Source organism: Treponema sp. Marseille-Q4523, from assembly GCF_016901105.1.
Classification (GTDB): Bacteria; Spirochaetota; Spirochaetia; order Treponematales; family Treponemataceae; genus Treponema_D.
Window position 1 is genome coordinate 1 of record NZ_JAFEVM010000006.1, and the last position, 18,146, is coordinate 18,146.

The 18,146-nt window shown below is 49.6% G+C and carries 14 protein-coding genes and 2 tRNA genes; 14 read left to right on the plus strand and 2 right to left on the minus strand.

Features of this window, described 5'->3' with window-relative positions; genetic code table 11:
• The first annotated feature begins 524 nt into the window (after positions 1 to 524).
• From JSQ97_RS02850 to JSQ97_RS02895, 10 genes are all read left to right on the plus strand, one after another.
• On the plus strand, positions 525 to 2,015 hold the full coding sequence (locus JSQ97_RS02850; protein WP_205074665.1) for a hypothetical protein: 1,491 nt from the start codon (positions 525 to 527) through the stop codon (positions 2,013 to 2,015).
• A gap of 126 nt (positions 2,016 to 2,141) precedes the next feature.
• Positions 2,142 to 4,229: an elongation factor G gene (fusA, locus tag JSQ97_RS02855; RefSeq protein ID WP_205074666.1), complete on the plus strand. Its 2,088-nt coding sequence runs from the start codon at positions 2,142 to 2,144 to the stop codon at positions 4,227 to 4,229.
• An 86-nt stretch (positions 4,230 to 4,315) separates the two neighbouring features.
• Positions 4,316 to 4,996 carry an ATPase domain-containing protein gene (locus JSQ97_RS02860; protein ID WP_205074667.1) on the plus strand — a complete coding sequence of 227 codons (681 nt, stop codon included), beginning with the start codon at positions 4,316 to 4,318 and terminating at the stop codon, positions 4,994 to 4,996.
• Positions 4,997 to 5,174: 178 nt separating this feature from the next.
• A tRNA-Gln gene (locus tag JSQ97_RS02865) sits at positions 5,175 to 5,245 on the plus strand.
• A gap of 160 nt (positions 5,246 to 5,405) precedes the next feature.
• Positions 5,406 to 5,477: transfer RNA gene (locus JSQ97_RS02870), tRNA-Glu, on the plus strand.
• A 137-nt stretch (positions 5,478 to 5,614) separates the two neighbouring features.
• Positions 5,615 to 5,839 (plus strand): sterile alpha motif-like domain-containing protein, encoded by a 225-nt coding sequence (locus JSQ97_RS02875; protein ID WP_205074668.1) that lies wholly within the window; start codon positions 5,615 to 5,617, stop codon positions 5,837 to 5,839.
• A 600-nt stretch (positions 5,840 to 6,439) separates the two neighbouring features.
• Positions 6,440 to 8,050: a RecQ family ATP-dependent DNA helicase gene (locus JSQ97_RS02880; protein WP_205074669.1), complete on the plus strand. Its 1,611-nt coding sequence runs from the start codon at positions 6,440 to 6,442 to the stop codon at positions 8,048 to 8,050.
• A gap of 122 nt (positions 8,051 to 8,172) precedes the next feature.
• Positions 8,173 to 9,249, plus strand: a complete 1,077-nt coding sequence (locus JSQ97_RS02885) for a hypothetical protein (RefSeq protein WP_205074670.1) — start codon at positions 8,173 to 8,175, stop codon at positions 9,247 to 9,249.
• Complete coding sequence (gene aspS / locus JSQ97_RS02890; RefSeq protein WP_205074671.1) at positions 9,177 to 11,021, plus strand: aspartate--tRNA ligase; 1,845 nt, start codon at positions 9,177 to 9,179, stop codon at positions 11,019 to 11,021. The genes JSQ97_RS02885 and aspS overlap by 73 nt, the downstream gene beginning before the upstream one ends.
• Positions 11,022 to 11,197: 176 nt before the next feature.
• A complete protein-coding gene (locus JSQ97_RS02895; RefSeq protein WP_239446891.1) occupies positions 11,198 to 12,154 on the plus strand; it encodes an FAD:protein FMN transferase in 957 nt (318 codons plus the stop codon).
• Between the two features lie 128 nt (positions 12,155 to 12,282).
• On the opposite strand, the gene JSQ97_RS02900 is transcribed toward JSQ97_RS02895, so the two are convergent.
• Complete coding sequence (locus tag JSQ97_RS02900) at positions 12,283 to 13,092, minus strand: TetR/AcrR family transcriptional regulator (RefSeq protein ID WP_205074673.1); 810 nt, start codon at positions 13,090 to 13,092, stop codon at positions 12,283 to 12,285.
• Between the two features lie 240 nt (positions 13,093 to 13,332).
• Between JSQ97_RS02900 and JSQ97_RS02905 the strand changes: the two genes are divergently transcribed.
• The 4 genes from JSQ97_RS02905 (at position 13,333) to JSQ97_RS02920 (ending at position 17,242) form a co-directional block, all read left to right on the plus strand.
• Positions 13,333 to 14,106 carry a transporter substrate-binding domain-containing protein gene (locus JSQ97_RS02905; RefSeq protein WP_205074674.1) on the plus strand — a complete coding sequence of 258 codons (774 nt, stop codon included), beginning with the start codon at positions 13,333 to 13,335 and terminating at the stop codon, positions 14,104 to 14,106.
• A gap of 355 nt (positions 14,107 to 14,461) precedes the next feature.
• Positions 14,462 to 15,124, plus strand: a complete 663-nt coding sequence (locus tag JSQ97_RS02910; RefSeq protein ID WP_239446902.1) for an amino acid ABC transporter permease — start codon at positions 14,462 to 14,464, stop codon at positions 15,122 to 15,124.
• Positions 15,111 to 15,833, plus strand: a complete 723-nt coding sequence (locus tag JSQ97_RS02915; protein WP_205074675.1) for an amino acid ABC transporter ATP-binding protein — start codon at positions 15,111 to 15,113, stop codon at positions 15,831 to 15,833. The genes JSQ97_RS02910 and JSQ97_RS02915 overlap by 14 nt, the downstream gene beginning before the upstream one ends.
• Before the next feature lie 14 nt (positions 15,834 to 15,847).
• The gene (locus tag JSQ97_RS02920; protein WP_205074676.1) at positions 15,848 to 17,242 is read left to right on the plus strand and encodes an MATE family efflux transporter; all 1,395 of its coding nucleotides are present in this window, start codon (positions 15,848 to 15,850) and stop codon (positions 17,240 to 17,242) included.
• Between the two features lie 63 nt (positions 17,243 to 17,305).
• Here JSQ97_RS02920 and JSQ97_RS02925 read toward each other — a convergent pair whose 3' ends face one another.
• Positions 17,306 to 18,010, minus strand: a complete 705-nt coding sequence (locus tag JSQ97_RS02925; RefSeq protein WP_205074677.1) for a DUF3298 and DUF4163 domain-containing protein — start codon at positions 18,008 to 18,010, stop codon at positions 17,306 to 17,308.
• Positions 18,011 to 18,146: the final 136 nt, after the last annotated feature.

Here is an 18,146-nt window from a genome sequence, read left to right on the forward strand (position 1 = left end):
TTCTATTTGAGTAGAATATAGAAAACGTATAGGTATCTCATATCTGTATGATATGTATTCTGCTGCATCAGCTGTAGATGATTTAGCAAACGAAAAATAGAGGTAAAAAAATGTTTACTGCAAGATATGATGTTATAATGATTTTGGTAAGTATAATTATACTGCTTTACTCTGTATTTTATATTTCTCGAACGGGGAAGAAAGATTCTAAAATATGGAGTAAACGACTGAATATAATTTCCATTGCCGTGCTTATCGGATTTACAATTGACTTTATAATGAATTTTTTCAAACTGTGGTAGAATTATTTATAACTCGATCGTAAAAACAGCTGTGCATTTTTTGTATAGCTGTTTTTTACACCCCGCATCCAGCGTTTTCCACTCTAGCGAAAACCACGGATGTTAGTCCCACAAATAGGGATATGTATGAGTGCTTTAGGCAAAGCGCGCCCTCACAGTAATTTTGTCGAATTTTCTCCTAAAAAAACTCCGAAACCGAACATTTAGGGCGACTATTAGGGTATGAACTATCGCTGTATATTGATCGCTGCAGTCTTTGCGGCATTTTCGTCGGTACATCGATTATCCGCCGCCGAAAAATCGGGAGCCGAACAAGCGTCTCGCCTAAGCTCAGAGCCGAAGGCGAAACGAAAATCGGAAGCGCTTTTTAAGAGGCTCAATCTAAGCGCATCATCGTCCTTGTACTTCGATGACGCGGACTTTGCCCTGTCATCGGCGGACACGACCTGCGGCATACGCGCCCGATTTCGCGATGCAGACCTGCGGTTTTACGAAGCCGTGTCCGATATCGCGCTGCCGAATTTCGGCGAAGCCTCCGTTCGCCTGCCGCAATACGGGGCGGCGCTGTTTTTCGACCGTGTGTCGGGTGTTCCGCTGACGCTGAAAGCGGGTACCCTGTCCTTAAGCGGAAGTTTTTCGCGTCTCGCTGCTCCTGCCCCGTCCTTTTCCACATCCCCCTTTGTAAAATCGTTTCCGACAAAAACAGGGATCGCATCTTCTCTTCCGTCGTCGTCTACGGGCAACAAACCGCCCGCTTTTGCAGCCGACTGCCGGCTTCCGGATACGGCTCCGCGCTTTGCCGGGTCGGGCGCTTCTTTTTTTTACCGCGAAGACGGAACGCTTGCCGCATCGGCGGACATCAGGATTGCTTTGCCGCGCATGATGAGCGCTGCCGTTTCGATTACAGGGGCAAGTTTTTTTCTCAAAAACGATACGTCGTCGTGGTTTTCCGAAATCGCATTTTTCAAACCGGCGCGGTATTCCGCATTCGCACTCCAAGCGCTCTTTTCGGCGCCCAACTTTACATCGCTTTTTACAACAGGCTTATACGATCAGCCGTCGGGGAAACTGCGCTACACATACAGAAGCGAAAACGTGTTTACAGCAGGAGGATTTACGCTGCTCGCTTCGGCGTTCGCCTCCGACGGACGCGGTATCATCACGCCGAACGGCACGGTACTGCATACGCTCAGTCAATTCCGCATCTCCTCGCAATATACTCACCGCTTCCCTTCACCGCGCCTGCCGTCTCTCACAGTCGGAGCGGCGGGAACTGTCCGGCAAACATACGTGCCGTTCCGCGACGGCGAACGAACGAGCGTCAAATGCGGAGGCGGCGTTCAGTATTCGGACAAATATATCTCATCGCGCCTCGTCTTCGAAATCGGCGGCATCGATTTTTCAAGCGAACAAGGAGTCGACGCCGATACGGTACGCTATGCGATTTCAGAGAATTTTTTCCGGCGAAAAGGGAAACTCCGTTACGGAGCGCTGGCATCGTACACGTTTTCAAAAAAGGCAGCCGAGGAATCGTGCAAATTTTCGCTTATGCACTCGCAAAAAAACATTACAAGCTCAGGCAGTGCGGGTTTTTCCTTCAAGCAGAAAAACGGCGAATACGGAGGCGGAGCCGCCTCTCTCGGATTTTCGGTTTCTCATACGACAAAATTTATTAAATATGCGTTTCGCTTATCGGCTGTCGGAAAATATTGATAATTTTTGCCGAAAATTTCGGGATAATTTTTTCAATAATTTTTGCGGTATTGAATAAAGCTCTGTAATCGGTTATATTTATTCCTTACTGCAAGGTGGAATTTTTTTTATAAAGAGGTAATCAATATGGACTTTGATATTTCAAAAATACGAAATATCGGTATCAGCGCCCACATCGACTCAGGAAAAACGACTTTGTCGGAACGCATTCTGTTTTACTGTAACAGAATTCACCAGATTCACGAAGTTCACGGTAAAGACGGCGTCGGCGCGACAATGGACAGCATGGACTTGGAACGCGAGCGGGGCATTACGATTCAATCTGCGGCAACGCAAGTGCAATGGAAAGATTACACAATCAACCTGATCGACACTCCCGGACACGTCGACTTTACGATCGAAGTCGAACGGAGTTTACGCGTCCTCGACGGCGCCATCCTCGTTTTGTGTGCGGTCGCAGGCGTTCAGTCCCAGTCGATCACCGTCGATCGCCAGCTGAAGCGCTATCATGTACCCCGCATCGCATTCGTCAATAAATGCGACCGTCAGGGCGCTAATCCCATCCGCGTATGTAAACAGCTGCGCGATAAACTCGGACTCAACGCCCACATGATGGCGCTCCCGATCGGGCTTGAAGACAAACTCGAAGGCGTCATCGACCTCGTCGCGATGAAAGCGCTTTATTTTGAAGGTCCCGACGGTCAGGAAGTGCGCGTCGCAGAAATTCCCGCGCACATGGTCGATGAGGCAAAAAAATATCGCGCGGATTTGGTCGATGCGGTATCGATGTTCGACGATCAGCTCATGGAAGACGCCCTCGAAGGCAAAGAAACCGAAGAAGAGATCATCGCGGCCGTCCGTAAAGCGACGCTTGCGGAGCAATTCGTCGGCGTGTTCTGCGGTTCGGCTCACATGAACAAGGGCGTGCAGCTCGTGCTCGACGGCGTCACGCGCTATCTTCCCGACCCGACCGAGGTTCACAATTATGCGTTCGACCTCGACAACAACGAAGCGCAGGTCGAGCTCTTCAATGTCGCGGACAAGCCGACCGTCGCGATCGCATTCAAACTCGACGACGGACAATACGGTCAGCTCACCTACGTCCGCGTGTATCAGGGCACTATCCCGAAAGGATGCGAACTGTACAATACGCGCGCGCGCAAAAAGTTCAAAGTCGGGCGGCTCGTCCGCATGAATGCGGACAAGATGGAAGACATCAACGAAGCGACACCGGGCGATATCGTAGCGCTCTTCGGCATCGACTGCGCATCGGGCGATACGTTCTGCGGCGGCGGACTCAATTACTCCATGGCGTCGATGTACGTTCCGAATCCCGTCATCTCCGAATCGATCACGCCGAAAGAAAAAAAAGACGCCGCTCAGATGGCGAAAGCGCTCAACCGCTTTACGAAAGAAGATCCGACTTTCCAAACCTACGTCGATCCCGAATCGAACGAAACGATCATCAAAGGTATGGGCGAACTGCACCTCGCCGTCTACGTCGAACGCATGAAGCGCGAATACAAGTGCGAAGTCGTCGTCGGTCAGCCGCAAGTCGCTTACCGCGAATCGATCACACAGAGCGCTCCGTTCAACTATACGCACAAAAAGCAAACCGGCGGTTCCGGACAATACGGACGCGTTGCCGGTATCATGGAGCCGCTCGCGGACAAAGATTACGAATTCGTCGATGCGATCAAGGGAGGCGCCATCCCGAACGAATACATTCCGTCCTGCGATAAAGGCTTCCGCAAAGCGATGGAAAAAGGCACGCTCATCGGCTTCCCCATCGTCGGCGTAAAGATGACGATCAACGACGGTCAATACCACCCCGTCGACTCATCCGACATCGCGTTCCAACAGGCTGCGATCGGTGCGTTCCGCGAAGGCTACGAAAAAGCAAAACCCGTCATCCTCGAGCCGATCATGAAAGTGTCCATTTCGGGACCGACCGAATTCCAGGGCAATATGTTCGGCCTCATCAACCAACGGCGCGGTGTCATCATCGATACGACGGATGAAAACAATACCTCGACCGTAAACGCGGAAGTGCCGCTTTCGGAGATGTTCGGTTTTTCGACGATCCTCCGCTCTTCGACGCAGGGCAAAGCGGAGTTTACGATGGAATTCCTCAAATACGGACGTGTACCGAACGCCGTAGGCGAAGAACTGATGAAAAAATATCAGGAAGAGCGCAAAGCCGCGCAAAAATAACGAGATGTGATAAAAGCGGTGTCGCATTCCGGCATCGCTCTTTCGCAAGCTCCATACTTTCTGCAAAAGTTTTATAGGAGGCAGCTATGGATAAAAAAGATCTTATCAACTACAGCCCGGTGCGCAGCTTTGACAATATTGCCGACGGAGGACTGAAAGCGGGCGAGATCGGACTCGTCACCGCAAAAAAAGGCGTCGGCAAAACCGCGATCCTCGTGCAGTTCGGTCTTGACGCGCTGCTCAAAGACGAACAGCTCGTTCACGTTTCGTTCGATCAGCACTCTTCGAACGTCATTTCGTGGTACGACAGCATCTTTACGGAGATATCCAAGAAAAAAAATATAGCGGACAATCCCGAATTGAAAGACAGCATTATGCGCGACCGCATGATTTTGAATTTCAGCCAGGAAACCTTTTCGCTTACGAAAGTCATCAACACGCTGAAAGCGTTGAAAGCCGGCGGCATCGCCGTTTCCGCGCTCGTCATCGACGGTATGAACATGGATAAAGTGAGCAAAGAAGACATCGAAGCCGTTTCCGCCTTCGTCAAAGAAGAAAAAATGACCGCGTGGTTCAGCGACACAAAGGCAAGCACGGATTTGGAAGGCTCCTGCCGTCCGGAACTGCTTCCCTTTTTCGATGCGGTATGCCACCTTGCCGCTTCGCAAAACGGAGTTGCGCTCAGTGTATTGAAGCTCCGCGATAAAAGGGCCGTTGCGGGTACGGTAAACCTCGATCCGAAAACGCTGCTCATGTCGGCAAAGTAAGATTCGCTTTTTATTCCGAATTATCCGATCGGAAAACGCGGCTGGAATCGCTCTATGCCGCAGGCTTGTCGATCGGATATTTTTTTGCATACACGGAATTCCGGCAACACACAGCATACACTGCACACACCGTATTGACAAATGCCCGCCAAATGCGTATAGTGACGGAACAGTATATTCCCCGATTGTGTAATGGTAGCACCGCAGATTCTGGTTCTGCTTGTGGGGGTTCGAATCCTCCTTGGGGAACGCAAAAGACTTTTCAAAAATTTCGATTTTTGAAAAGTTTCCTTGATTTATTATGCGATGTTTGAAATTAAGTCATTAACAATACAAAGACTTAATTTCAAACTCGACAGGCTGTCGAAAAAGTAACCGACTTTTGAGACAGCCCTTTTTGTCAGTACCGGGTCCCTTCGTCTATCGGTTAGGACGAAAGATTCTCAATCTTTAAAGACGAGTTCGACTCTCGTAGGGACCGAAGCTTTGCGTTTTTTTTTCGAAAATTCGCGGATATACGTGTGCGCTCTTATGCACTAATTATACAGTTCCTAAATCTGAAAATTTACTCGCTGCATAATTCTAAGGAAAAAATGTCGAAATAACGGAGGGTAGAAAATGTCAAAATCATTTTACTCATGGTTGTTGCAGTTTAAAAACGACAGTACGCCTGTAGGAGATATTGCACGAGATGCAATGTTTGATGCAGGTTTTCCTCGACATTCCGTTTCTCATAATCATTTAAGAGATTATCTTGAAAATATGGGGGCATGTGACAGTGCTATGGGGATTTTTGAAGAAGCTTTTATCCGCTATGAGAAAGATGCAAAACAAAACTCATAAAAAATACAGCTATGCAAGATACATTAAAACCTCTTTAAAGACAGATTTGTTTACAGATCTTCGGACGGTATTTGTAATTTTGCGGTTTTCGATGAAAACATCGGCGGCGTCTATCATATAACCGTTGATCGGTTTCGCTTCTTTTCGTTTTCTTTGCTCATTCGACATTCTGCGATCCGGAGGACAGCCTTTGCGACGGTAACGGCAAAATCGTTTATCTCGATATCGTGGATTTCTTTTTTCGAGACGAGAAAAATGCCTGTTTATTTCCCCCTGGTCGCTCATCGTTCGGCTGGTGCATACCACATATCAGACCTCGTTTTATTATACGCATCTCCTTCGTTTCTTTAATCGGACAATCATATTGCAAGATTGCACGGGAAACTTCGCGCTTCGCGCTCGTTGCAAGATTGCACGGGGAACTTCATGCTTCGCGTTCGTTTCAAGCTGCGCAAGGAACTTCGTGTTCTGTGCCGTTTGCAAGCGGCACGGCCGAAAAGCGCTCCTCAATTCCGCGTAAATTTGCTTTTTAAACCGATTATTACTGTGGAGGGAATGCCGAGTTCGGCATCCTCCCGGTACGAAAAAAAAGGGGAAACTATGCGAATCGAAAAAGAAATCTATAGCGACGGCGAAGCAGGCTTGGACGACGACGCGCTCAGTGCGGCAAAACGCGCTTTCGGCATAAGCTATCTCTATCCGTGGCAGCGCCTCGTCATCGCGAACATTATTGACGCGTACCGTAGCAGGAGTGCGGTAAATGCAGCGAAAGCGGATGTTTCGGATGTGAGCATCGAAGACGCGGCCGAATACGGCAAGCAGATAGTTCTCCTTCCGACGGGAGCCGGAAAATCCTTGTGCTTTCTCGTTCCCGCCCTGCTTTTGGACGGGCCGACGCTCATCATCTATCCTCTCCTTGCGCTCATGGCCGATCAAAGGCGGCGCATGGAAGAAGGGAATATCGGCAATGTCACGCTTCGCGGCAACCAAAGCGCCGAAGAGCGGGCGGAAAATTTCAATAAAATAAAAGCGGGTGCGAAAATCATTTTGGCGAATCCCGAAGTACTGCAAAATGAGGCACTGGTCGCCCGCCTTTCCGAATGCGCAATCGCACACGTCGCGATCGACGAAGCGCACTGCGTTTCCGAATGGGGCGACAGTTTTCGCCCTTCGTATTTGACGCTCGGGAATATCATCAAAAAACTCGGCTCTCCCCTCGTCACCGCTTTTACCGCGACGGCTTCTCCCCAAGTGCTTTCCCGCATAGCGGAAGTGCTTTTCGACGGAAGCGCGCGCATCGTGCGATCGGAAAGCGATCGGCCGAATATCCGCTACCGCGTCGAATACAGCTGCTGCAAAAAATACACGGCGCTCATGCTTGCACACACCGAACAAAGACCGATGATAATTTTTTGCCCTACGCGAGTCCGCGCCGAAGACATTGCACGTGATCTTACGATCTGTTACGGAAAAGGAGCGGCGCGTTTTTATCACGCGGGCTTGGAAAAATCGGAAAAAGATGAAATCGAAAAATGGTTTTACGATAAAACCGATGCCGTCCTCTGCGCGACCTGTGCCTACGGTATGGGTGTCGATAAAAAAGACATACGCACGATCGTTCACATCGACGCGCCGAACACGGCCGAACAATATATTCAGGAAGCGGGACGGAGCGGACGCGACGGAAAAGACGCAAACGCGATTTTGCTGTGGAGTCCCTCGGACACTGCCCGCTTTTCACGCTTTCCGAAAGGGAGCCGCGAATATGCGATGAAAGAATTCGCCGAAACGAAAAACTGCCGCAGGCAAGTGCTCCTCGACGCACTCGGCGCGGAGAAGGCGGTGTGCAGCGGCTGTGACATCTGCGATGCCGAAAAGAAAGCCGAAGCGAAAGAGAGAGATTTCCGAGCGATGCCGTCGTATAAAAAAATACGTTGCCTTGTACAGGATCGGTTTTTTCGGGCGGAGCGCGACGAAGAGTTTGCATTACGTTTTATAGCAAATCATCGGAACGCATACACGAAAATCGAACTTGAAGGAATGCTGCTGCCTCTTTTAAACGAACGCTCTCAAAAAATCTGCGGCCTCAATACGTGGGAACACGATACCGTTTCCGAACTCATCTTTCAGCTTGAAAAAAGCGGACGCATTTGCATAAAAACTTTTCCGTGGAAAGGGAAAGTCGGCATCCCGCGCGGCGGAAAATCATAAAAATATGGAAAAAAAAGTTTCTAATCGATATAATAGAAACAAAGCGAATATGAGCCTCGAGCTTTTAGAACGGGCTTTCGTCAGCATAATACGCGTTCCCGGAAAGAGTGAAGAGATAAAGTATGTTTAAGAAAAAAAATTTATTGTTTATTTTTTTAATTTTCGAACTGTTTTTGTATGCTGAAGATTTTTATTCGTGCGGAGGGTTATCTCATATGCCGCGTCGAGCCGACTGCAACCACCTTATGAGAACAACATATCCCGACGCTCGCGTCGGGGTTGTTGATTATGTTGCTGAAAAAGACGTTTCCGTATTTTTTCGAGATGAAGATTTACAGCTATCGTTAAATAATAAAAAAATAATAAGAAAAGGTACGGCAGTGAATTTGGATTGCGAAAGCAGCAGAATTCGATTGACCGATAAAAACAAGCAAAACAAATTACTTTCTCTTGTTTATGACAGTAATACATACAAAGGATTTATTTCAATAAAAAATCTCAAGATAAAAGATTGCAACGAGGTTCTCCCCGAATCAATAATTTCAGTAGAAGAAATCGGTATATCTAAAAAATATGTACCTTCATATTTTCTTGAAGTATTAAAAAATAAAGATACTTCAAGAATAAAAAAATATGATTACAAATATGCATTGGAAAATCAAAATCCCGATATACAAAGAGAAACCGAAGAATATATAGCACGGGCTTTACAGGAAGATCGGTTTTATGTTGTTATCAGCAATGTGGGACTGAGATTCCATAATGACAATTCTTTTTTGTTCAATAAAATTGAAAAAATATCCGATACCGTATATCGTTGTACGGGATACGGAGTACCTTCATTCGGCAGAGATTTGATAGACGAAACCGACTGGGACTCATATTTTTCATATGATCAAATAGATTCAAACGAATATGAATCGCTGATTTTGAAAATTGACGGCGATTTTATACACATTTACAGCGAAACTCAAAAAAGAGATTTAATTACCTATGTAAAACTATCCGACGATGCAGAGGTTCAGCTTATAAATCTGTTTAATCATAAAGATTGCAATACCGAAAATCTGAATTGGCCGCGTAATTCTCTTCCCACGCCGCCTGCAATGTATTACAATACCCCATCATGGAAAATTCAAAACGAAGCGTTACCTGCGGAGAACTGCGCAAAAGCGATGTCGGTAAAACCGTCGTCTTAAACGGCTGGGTGCACCGCACTCGCGATTTGGGCGGTATTTTTTTTATCAGTTTGCGCGACCGCTACGGCATAACGCAAGTGCTCGTCGGACCCGACGCGGCACAAAGCGTCAAAAAAACTGCGGCTTCGCTCAAAAGCGAATACTGCATTGCAGTACACGGCACCGTTTCCGCGCGGGGCGATAAAGACGTTAACGCCGATATGCCGACGGGTGAAATCGAAGTCGCGGCCTGCGATATCGAAATTTTTACGGTATCCGATCCGCTGCCCTTTGCGATCGACGAAGTGCGCCAAAAAGATGGAAGCGTCGTATTGCCGAATGAAGATCTCCGTTTAAAATACCGCTATCTCGATCTGCGCCGCGCTCCGATGCAGCATCATATCATATTGCGCTCTCAAGTGACCTTCGCTGTCCGCGAATACCTCACGCAGCAGGGCTTTCTCGAAATAGAAACGCCGACTTTTATTAAATCGACGCCGGAAGGTGCGCGCGATTATCTCGTGCCTTCGCGCGTGCATGCGGGGAAATTTTATTCGCTGCCGCAAAGCCCGCAGCTCTACAAACAGCTTTTGATGGTTTCGGGTTTCGATAAATATTTTCAGATCGCCCGATGCTATCGCGACGAAGATGCGCGCGGCGATCGGCAGCCTGAGTTTACGCAGATCGATATGGAGATGAGCTTTACAGACCGCGAAGAAGTGCTCGGCGTGACCGAAGGCATGATGGGCTATGTTTTCAAAAAGACGATGAACTTCGATTTGCCTCTGCGCTTCGACCGGCTTTCGTGGGAGGACGCGTTCGATTTGTACGGTTCGGATAAACCCGATCTCCGCTTCGGTTTGAAAATGCAGGACGCGGCTTTTATGGCAGAGCTCTCGGACTTCAACGCGTTCAAAGCGGGAGCTGCAAACTCAGGGCGCGATATCGAACGGCACAAACGCTCGGCGATAAAAGCGCTCGTCGTCAAAAACGTCGCCGACAAGTACAGCCGGAAAATGATCGAAGCGCTCGAAGCGGTTGCAAAGACGTATAAAGCGAAGGGGCTCGCGTGGATGAAAGTCGACGGTTCGGGTGCGTTCGAAGGCGGCATCTCTAAATTCTACGCGGGCAAAGAAAAAGAGATTTCCGAAAAGCTCGGCGCCGAAAAAAACGATTTGCTTTTGTTTGTGAGCGACGAAAGATGGCAGATCGCATGCGTCGCCCTCGGTGCCGTGCGCAAGCAGCTCGGTAAAGAGCTCGGCCTCTATGATCCCCGTGATCGGTTTCACTTTGTGTGGATCATCGATTTTCCGTATTTTGCGTGGAACGAAGACGAGAGCAAGTGGGAAACGGAACACCACATGTTTACGCTTCCGCAAAAAAAATATTGGGACACGCTCGAGAGCGAGCCGGGTGCCGTCAAAGGCGATCTCTACGATTTGGTGCTCAACGGCTACGAGCTTGCATCCGGTTCCATGCGTATCAACGATCCCGAACTGCAAAAACGCATTTTTAAAATCGTCGGCTACAGCGAAGAGCGCGCGCAAAAAGCGTTCGGTTTTCTCGTGCGCGCATTTCAATTCGGCGCTCCTCCGCACGGCGGCATCGCACCGGGTCTCGACCGCCTTATCATGCTCATGGAAGGGGAGGAGAGCATTCACGAAGTGATCGCCTTTCCGAAAAATAATTTGGCCGCTTCTCCGATGGACGAAAGCCCGAGCGAAGTGGAGCAGATACAGCTCGATGAACTGCACATCGCGGTGACCGAAAAGGAAGATGCAAAAGACGTATGAAAAACGTTTTCGATTTTAATAAGACAGGGGAAAATCGTGCTTTAATAAAACACCGTTTCGGAGTGCCTTTGTTCAGACAATGTTTTCAAAGAGCGATGTTCGCCTTATTAATTATTATTTTTTCGATTTGTTTACCTTCCTGTGTTCGTACTGCGGATCCGCGTACCGAAGCTCTTATGGGAACGGTATGCACGGTGAACGCGTACGACGACGGCACAAAATCGTTGTACGACGAACTCTTTGCGCGGCTGCATGAAATCGACGAGACCTTCAGCGTCACTATCGACTCGTCGGAAATCTCGGCGATAAATAAAGCTGCCGGTGAACGAAGCGTTTCCGTTTCTTCCGATACGGCCTACGTCGTTAGATCTGCTCTCGCCTTTGCGGAACTCACCGGCGGCGCCTTCGATCCGACCGTCGGCCCGCTCGTAAAGATTTGGGGTATCAATACCGATCACGCGCGTGTGCCCGCACAGAGCGAAATCGATGCGGTGCTGCCTTTGATAAACTGGCGCGATGTTTCCGTAGCGGACGACAATACCGTCATGCTCAAACGGCGCGGTATGGCGCTCGATTTGGGCGGCATCGTCAAAGGCTACGCTGCAGACGAATTGACGAAAATTTTGGGCGCGCGAAAAGTACGCCGCGCCATCGTCGATTTGGGCGGCAACATCTTCGTGTACGGCAAAAAAAAGGACGGCTCTCCGTGGCGTGTCGGCATTAAAGATCCGAAAGATCCGGAAGGCGTACCCGCGATCGTTTTGAATGTGGCAAATTCGACGATCGTGACAAGCGGCGTCTACGAGCGTTTTTTTACAGAAAACGGCGTACGCTATCATCACATACTCGATGCAAAAACGGGATACCCCGCCTCAAGCGGTTTGCTTTCTTCGACGATCGTATGCGAATCGAGCATGGCGGCGGACGCGCTTTCGACGAGCGTATTCGTGCTCGGCAAAGAAAGCGGTATGGAACTGCTTCGCCGGATGCAGTCGTCGGCCGGTACGCCTCTTGCCGAGATTCCGGGGCTTCACGCACAAGTGCTCGGCATATTTATCGAAGAGGATGGAAGCATAAGCGCATCGAAAGCGCTTGAAGGTTCGCTCGAAGCGCCTGCCGTAACGTTCGAATAGCGCTTGCCTTGCAGTGCCGTTATGCGTATGCGAAGCGGTCGGTTTATTAAAATTGCCATACGCCGTTCGAGCGACGGCTTGTTAAAACCGAACTGCAGCGTTTGAGCGGCAACGTCTTTTTGCGGGCGTCAGCCTTTCCAATAAGCTTCGGCTCTCGCGATGATTTTTGCAAGCGCCGAATCGTCTGCGGGAAGAGCAAAGAGACTTCCCGCGCCGCTTTCGGGATTTTGCCGAAGCGTTTCTTTTTTTTCGACGATGTACGCACTCAATTCCGCGCTCAGTTCACGCGCAAAAAAGAGGGCGCGTTCTTTGAGCGTATCGAGTACGGCATCGCCTGCCGCTCCGCGCTCATCCTTTGCAGGGCGTTCATTTTTTTTCGTTGCATCCGCGGTCTGCACGCCGTCCGCCTGCCGCATATCTTCCGTACGATTTGTATTCCCTGCGCTTCCCGCATCGAGCGCGCGCGTTTGTTCCGTTTCACTTTCCGTGCCCGGCAGTTTTCCTTCGGCTGCAAAGCGCGCGATAAAAGATGCCGTATCCTCCGCAATCTTTTGCGTTTCCCGTTCGGCCGCCCGATAAGCCTCGGACGAAAAGAATTTGCTCGAATGGATAAACGCATACATTTGAAAGAGCGGTTCGATTTCGTATGAACGGAAATACTGTTTGACGATTTTTGCAAGCGCATCGGAAAACGAAAGCGGAGCGAGAGAATCCGCGCTTTCGGGAATAAAGCGGACGCCGCTCATATAGTCGGCGCAAAAATCGATCGCCGCTTCACAGATCGCATCTCTGCTTGAAAAGTGATTGTAGAGAGAGGCTTTGTTTACACCGAGGAGAGAGGCGATGTCGGCGAGGGAGACGGCGCCCGCGCTTTTTTCGAACGCACACGTGAGAAAGGCTTGTATTATTTTATCGCGGTCTATCCGTTTTTTTGCCATGCCGTCATTATATCGAAATGCGCCGCACTTGTAACGGGTGCGGCGATGCGGTGTCAGTGAGGCGGACGGTGTACGCGATTGCCCCTCTTGTTCCGACGTATCGAAAAATCCGGAATTGATGAGACGTATCGAAAAAATAATTGACATTTTATATGCCAAATTTTATACTTTTACAGGCGGACAAAACTGCGTGCGCAGACTTTTGTCCCTTTTTATTTTTGCAACAGGAGGAAGAATAGTATGAAAAGAATTATGTTTGCGCTTTTTGCCGTGCCTGCTTTATTCTGCTTTATTTCGTGCTCGAAAAAAGCGCAGGTGAACATCACTTCGGCGGAAGATTTGAACGGCAAAATACTCGGGTGTCAGGCGGGAACGACGGGTGAAATTTATATTCAAGACGAAGTAAAGGGCGCAACGCTGAAATCGTTTAAGACGGGTATGGACGCGGCTCTCGATTTGAAAAACGGCGCGATCGATGCGATCGTTCTCGACGAACTGCCTGCAAAAGAGATCGTAAAACGCAACCGCGACTTAAAGGTGCTCGATATCCGCTTTGCAACCGAAGAATACGCGATCGCCGTAAAAAAAGGAAATACCGCTTTGCTCGCTTCGATCAATAAAACGATTTCCGCGATGAAAACGGACGGGACTTATGAAAAACTCGTAAAGGCGTTTATGCCTGCCGACGGCGCCATCGTCGTTCCCGAAGCGATTGTGTCGAACGGAAGTGAAATTATTAAAATGGGAACGAACGCCGCCTTTCCCCCATTCGAGTATATCGAAGGTACGGATCCTGTCGGCTTCGACGTGACGATGAGCCAGATGATCGCGCGCGACTTGGGGAAAAAGCTGCAAGTCGTCGATATGGCGTTCGACGGACTGATCGCGGCTCTTCAATCGGACGCGATCGATTTTATTGCGGCGGGTATGACTGCAACCGACGAGCGCAGAAAAAACGTCGATTTTTCCGAGCCGTATTATTCGTCGAATCAGGTCATCATCGTTCGAAAATAATTGATAGATCGAATATCGAGTTTGGAAAGTATTAGCTAATAGCGCTGTGTTTACGGCGAGAACCCGCCCGCTTAGCCGCGGTCGAGCTTTTTAAGTTAGGCTTCCGTAAGCCTAACGCTCGAAACGGCACGCGGCCGGAACCTCGCCGTAAACATAAGTTTATTTGTTTTCCAAACTCGCCATTCAATTGTTGCGCGAAACGGTTGGAAAAGGACTGTCTTAAAAATTACTTATTTTTTCGACAGTCCTGCGAGTTTTAGAAAACTCGAAATTGACCCTAATATTGACTGCAACGTTTTGAGCCGGATATCGCATTCGGCTCGAATCGATTTACGAGGAGCGGATTGTGTTTCAAATGTTTTATGACACGATGATTTCGCATATGCGCTGGAAGCTCATATTTTACGGGCTCGGTACGACACTGCTCATTGCGATCTGTGCCGTCCTCATCGGTTCGGTGCTCGGCTGCACCTTCGCTCTTTTTAAGATTTCAAAAAATAAAGTGCTACAAAAGATTTCGCAGATCTACACGACGGTTATACGCGGCATACCGATGGCGACGCAGCTGATGATTTTTTATTTTGTGATCTTTTCGCCGATCGGCATAAGCAATGCGGTGCTCGTCGCGATCATTGCCTTCGGCATCAATTCCGGCGCCTACTGTACGGAAATTTTCCGCGCAGGCATTCAAGGGGTCGATGCGGGACAGACGGAAGCGGGCCGCTCGCTCGGTCTTTCGTGGCGGCAGACGCTTGTTAAAATCGTTATGCCGCAGGCGTTCCGCGTCATCATTCCGACGTATACGAGCGAGTTTATCGCACTCATCAAAGAAACGTCGGTTGCAAGTTTTATCGCCGTAGTCGATCTGCAAAAAGCCTGCGACAATATCCGCAACGCCACGTACAACGCATGGCTTCCGCTTTTGTCGTGTGCGGCGGTCTATCTCTGTCTCACGGTCGGCTTGACAAAACTGTTTTCGATTTTTGAGAAAAGGATGGCGCGCAGTGATCGAAGTTAAAAATTTAATAAAAAGATTCGGAGGAGACGCAGTTATCAACGATATCTCCGAAACGATCGTTAAAGGCGAAAAGATCGTCATCATCGGACCTTCGGGTGCGGGCAAGAGTACCTTTTTGCGCTGCCTCAATCTGCTCGAACGTCCGGACGGCGGCCGGATTTTTTTTAACGGCGTCGATATAACCGCCGAAAAGACGAACGTCGACGAACTTCGCGCAAAGATGGGTATGGTCTTTCAGCACTTCAATCTTTTTCCGCACTTGACCGTTTTACAGAACATCACGCTCGCGCCCGTCACGCTCAAGCGCCGGACGAAAAGTGAGGCCGAAGCGAATGCGATGAAACTCCTCGCAAGAATCGGTCTTGCCGATAAAGCTTCGACTTATCCGTCGAAATTGTCCGGCGGGCAAAAGCAGCGCATTGCGATCGTGCGCTCACTCGCGATGAACCCCGACGTGATGCTCTTTGACGAACCGACGAGCGCGCTCGATCCCGAAATGGTCGGCGAAGTGCTCAACCTCATGAAAGGGCTTGCCGAAGAGGGCATGACGATGGTCGTCGTTTCGCACGAAATGGGATTTGCGCGGGAAGTCGCCACGCGCGTGCTCTTTATGGACGGAGGAGTCATCGCGGAATCGGGAACGCCGGATGATATTTTCAACCGGCCGAAGTGCGAACGGCTGCAGCAGTTTCTAAAATCGGTTTTATAAAAATTATTAATCCTATGCCTGAGACGGGTTTGTTGTTTTCGCCGAAGGATTTGCGGCGTCTCATTTTGCCGCTCATCGTCGAGCAGCTCCTTTCGATATTTCTCGGTATGGCCGATATCGTTATGGTGTCGACACTCGGCGAAGAAGCGGTGTCGGGCGTCTCTCTCGTCGATTCCCTGAACGTATTGCTCGTCCAGCTCTTTGCAGCCCTCGGTACGGGAGGCGCCGTCGTTGCCTCACAATACATCGGGCACGGCGCTCACGATATGGCGTCGAAAACCGCAAAGCAGCTTCTTTATACGATCGTCGCCGCCTCTCTTACCGTTTTGGCGCTCTGTCTCGGGTTTAACCGCCGGCTCCTTTCGTTTTTGTTCGGCAGTATCGACGACGGCGTTATGAGCGCTTCCCGCACGTATTTTTTTATTACGATTTTTGCGCTCCCTTCGATCGGTTTGTACAACGCGTGTGCGGCGCTGTTCCGCGCTCAGGGTAATTCCCGCGTGTCGATGCTCATCTCGCTTTTGATCAATGTTTTGAATATCGGCGGCAATGCGATCCTCCTCTACGGCTTTCGATGCGGTGTCGAAGGAGTGGCGTTTCCGACGCTCGTGTCGCGCACGGCGGCGGCCGTCGTTTTGCTTGCACTTTTGTACAAAGGCGGTGAATACAACGGACATCCTGCCGTTTCGATACGCGGCATATTCCGTTTCGAATTCGACGGAGGGATCGTCAAACGCATCCTCTCGATCGGAGTGCCGAACGGACTTGAAAACAGCATGTTTCAAATCGGAAAGATACTCGTGCTTTCGCTCATCGCGACGTACGGTACGACGGCGATCGCAGCAAACGCCGCGGCGAATACGCTTGCTTCGTTCGAAACGCTACCCGGTTCGGCGATGAGTCTTGCCATGCTCACGGTCGTCGGCCAGTGCATCGGTGCGGGAAAAACGGAGCAGGCCGAATACTATACGAAAAAACTGCTCGCGCTCGCATTCGTTTCGATGGCCGTGTTGAATGTGCCGTTCCTTTTGTGTTCGCGCTCGATCTTGAGCCTGTATGCGCTTTCAACCGAAACGACACGCCTTGCGTGGTATATGACGCTCTTGCACGGTGTATGCGCCATGCTCATTTGGCCCGTGTCGTTTACGTTTCCGAACTCGCTCCGCGCTGCGGGAGACGCCGTATTTACGATGATCGTTTCGATGATTTCGATGTGGGCAGTGCGTATCGGTATGAGCTATGTGCTCAAGCGGACGGATATTTTCGGCCTTATGTCGAGATTCTGCTGGCCCCCCTCGTTCGGCGCGCTCGGAGTTTGGTTTGCGATGATACTCGATTGGATCGTGCGCTCATCGTGCTTTGTGTACCGCTTCCGAAGCGGCGAATGGAAAAGAAAGCGCGTCATATAGAAAACCGCCGCAGTGCGCGGCGGTCGAAATTATTTATTAATTAAAAAATTGCGTCGGGCAATTTTATCTCACAGCTGAAATCGTAACTTTTTGTACGCCTTCCGAATACGGCGCGACAGCGTAGGGTTCGAAATAAACGGTGAGCGTTTTGCCGTCGTATGTGAACGTCTGATAATTGCCGGCTTCCGGTATGGTGCCTTCGGCTATCCAGTCCGTGCGCGCTTTTTGCGCTTCCGCTCCGTTTCCTCCGTAGTTTAAGCGCTTCATAAAATAATCTTTGCACTGCGTTGCGATATCTTTGACCGATAAGCCGGACGCTTCCGTGATCGACACTTCTTTTTTCAGCGCTTTGTCGTAGGTGATCGAGTCGAGCAGCGTTTCTCCGTGCGCGCCTCCTTCATAGCGGTACGCCGTAAAGAGCATCGAAATATAGTTGTCGCTTACGATGATCGAATCGCACACGGCTTTGTATTCGAACGGCGGAATTTTTTCGGCAGAAGCGTTCTTTGCGCTTTCGATTTCGCGCCGTGTCTTTTGCGCGGAGGATTTGAAATCGTCGTACGCGCCGAGCGTGCGCGATTTGATAAGAGAATTGAGATCGTCGAAGCCCGCGAACTGCGGATAGGCGATTTCCGCTTCGAAGGCGGCGTTTTTTTCGGAGACCGTCGTCATTTTGTAAGATGCCGCTCCCTTTTGAGATGCGGTTTGACATGCTGCGAATACGAGAGATGCAAGCACTGCAGAATACACGATGTGTTTTGTTTTCATAAAAACCCCTGTAAAAACTTTTGGCAAACGGCGGCGATTGTATTAAAACGGATACACATTTGTGCTTGCCGTTTCGGATTTGTCGCCTATTCACATAAATGAAAAAAAATATTACTATCAATAGTTACAAGAAGAT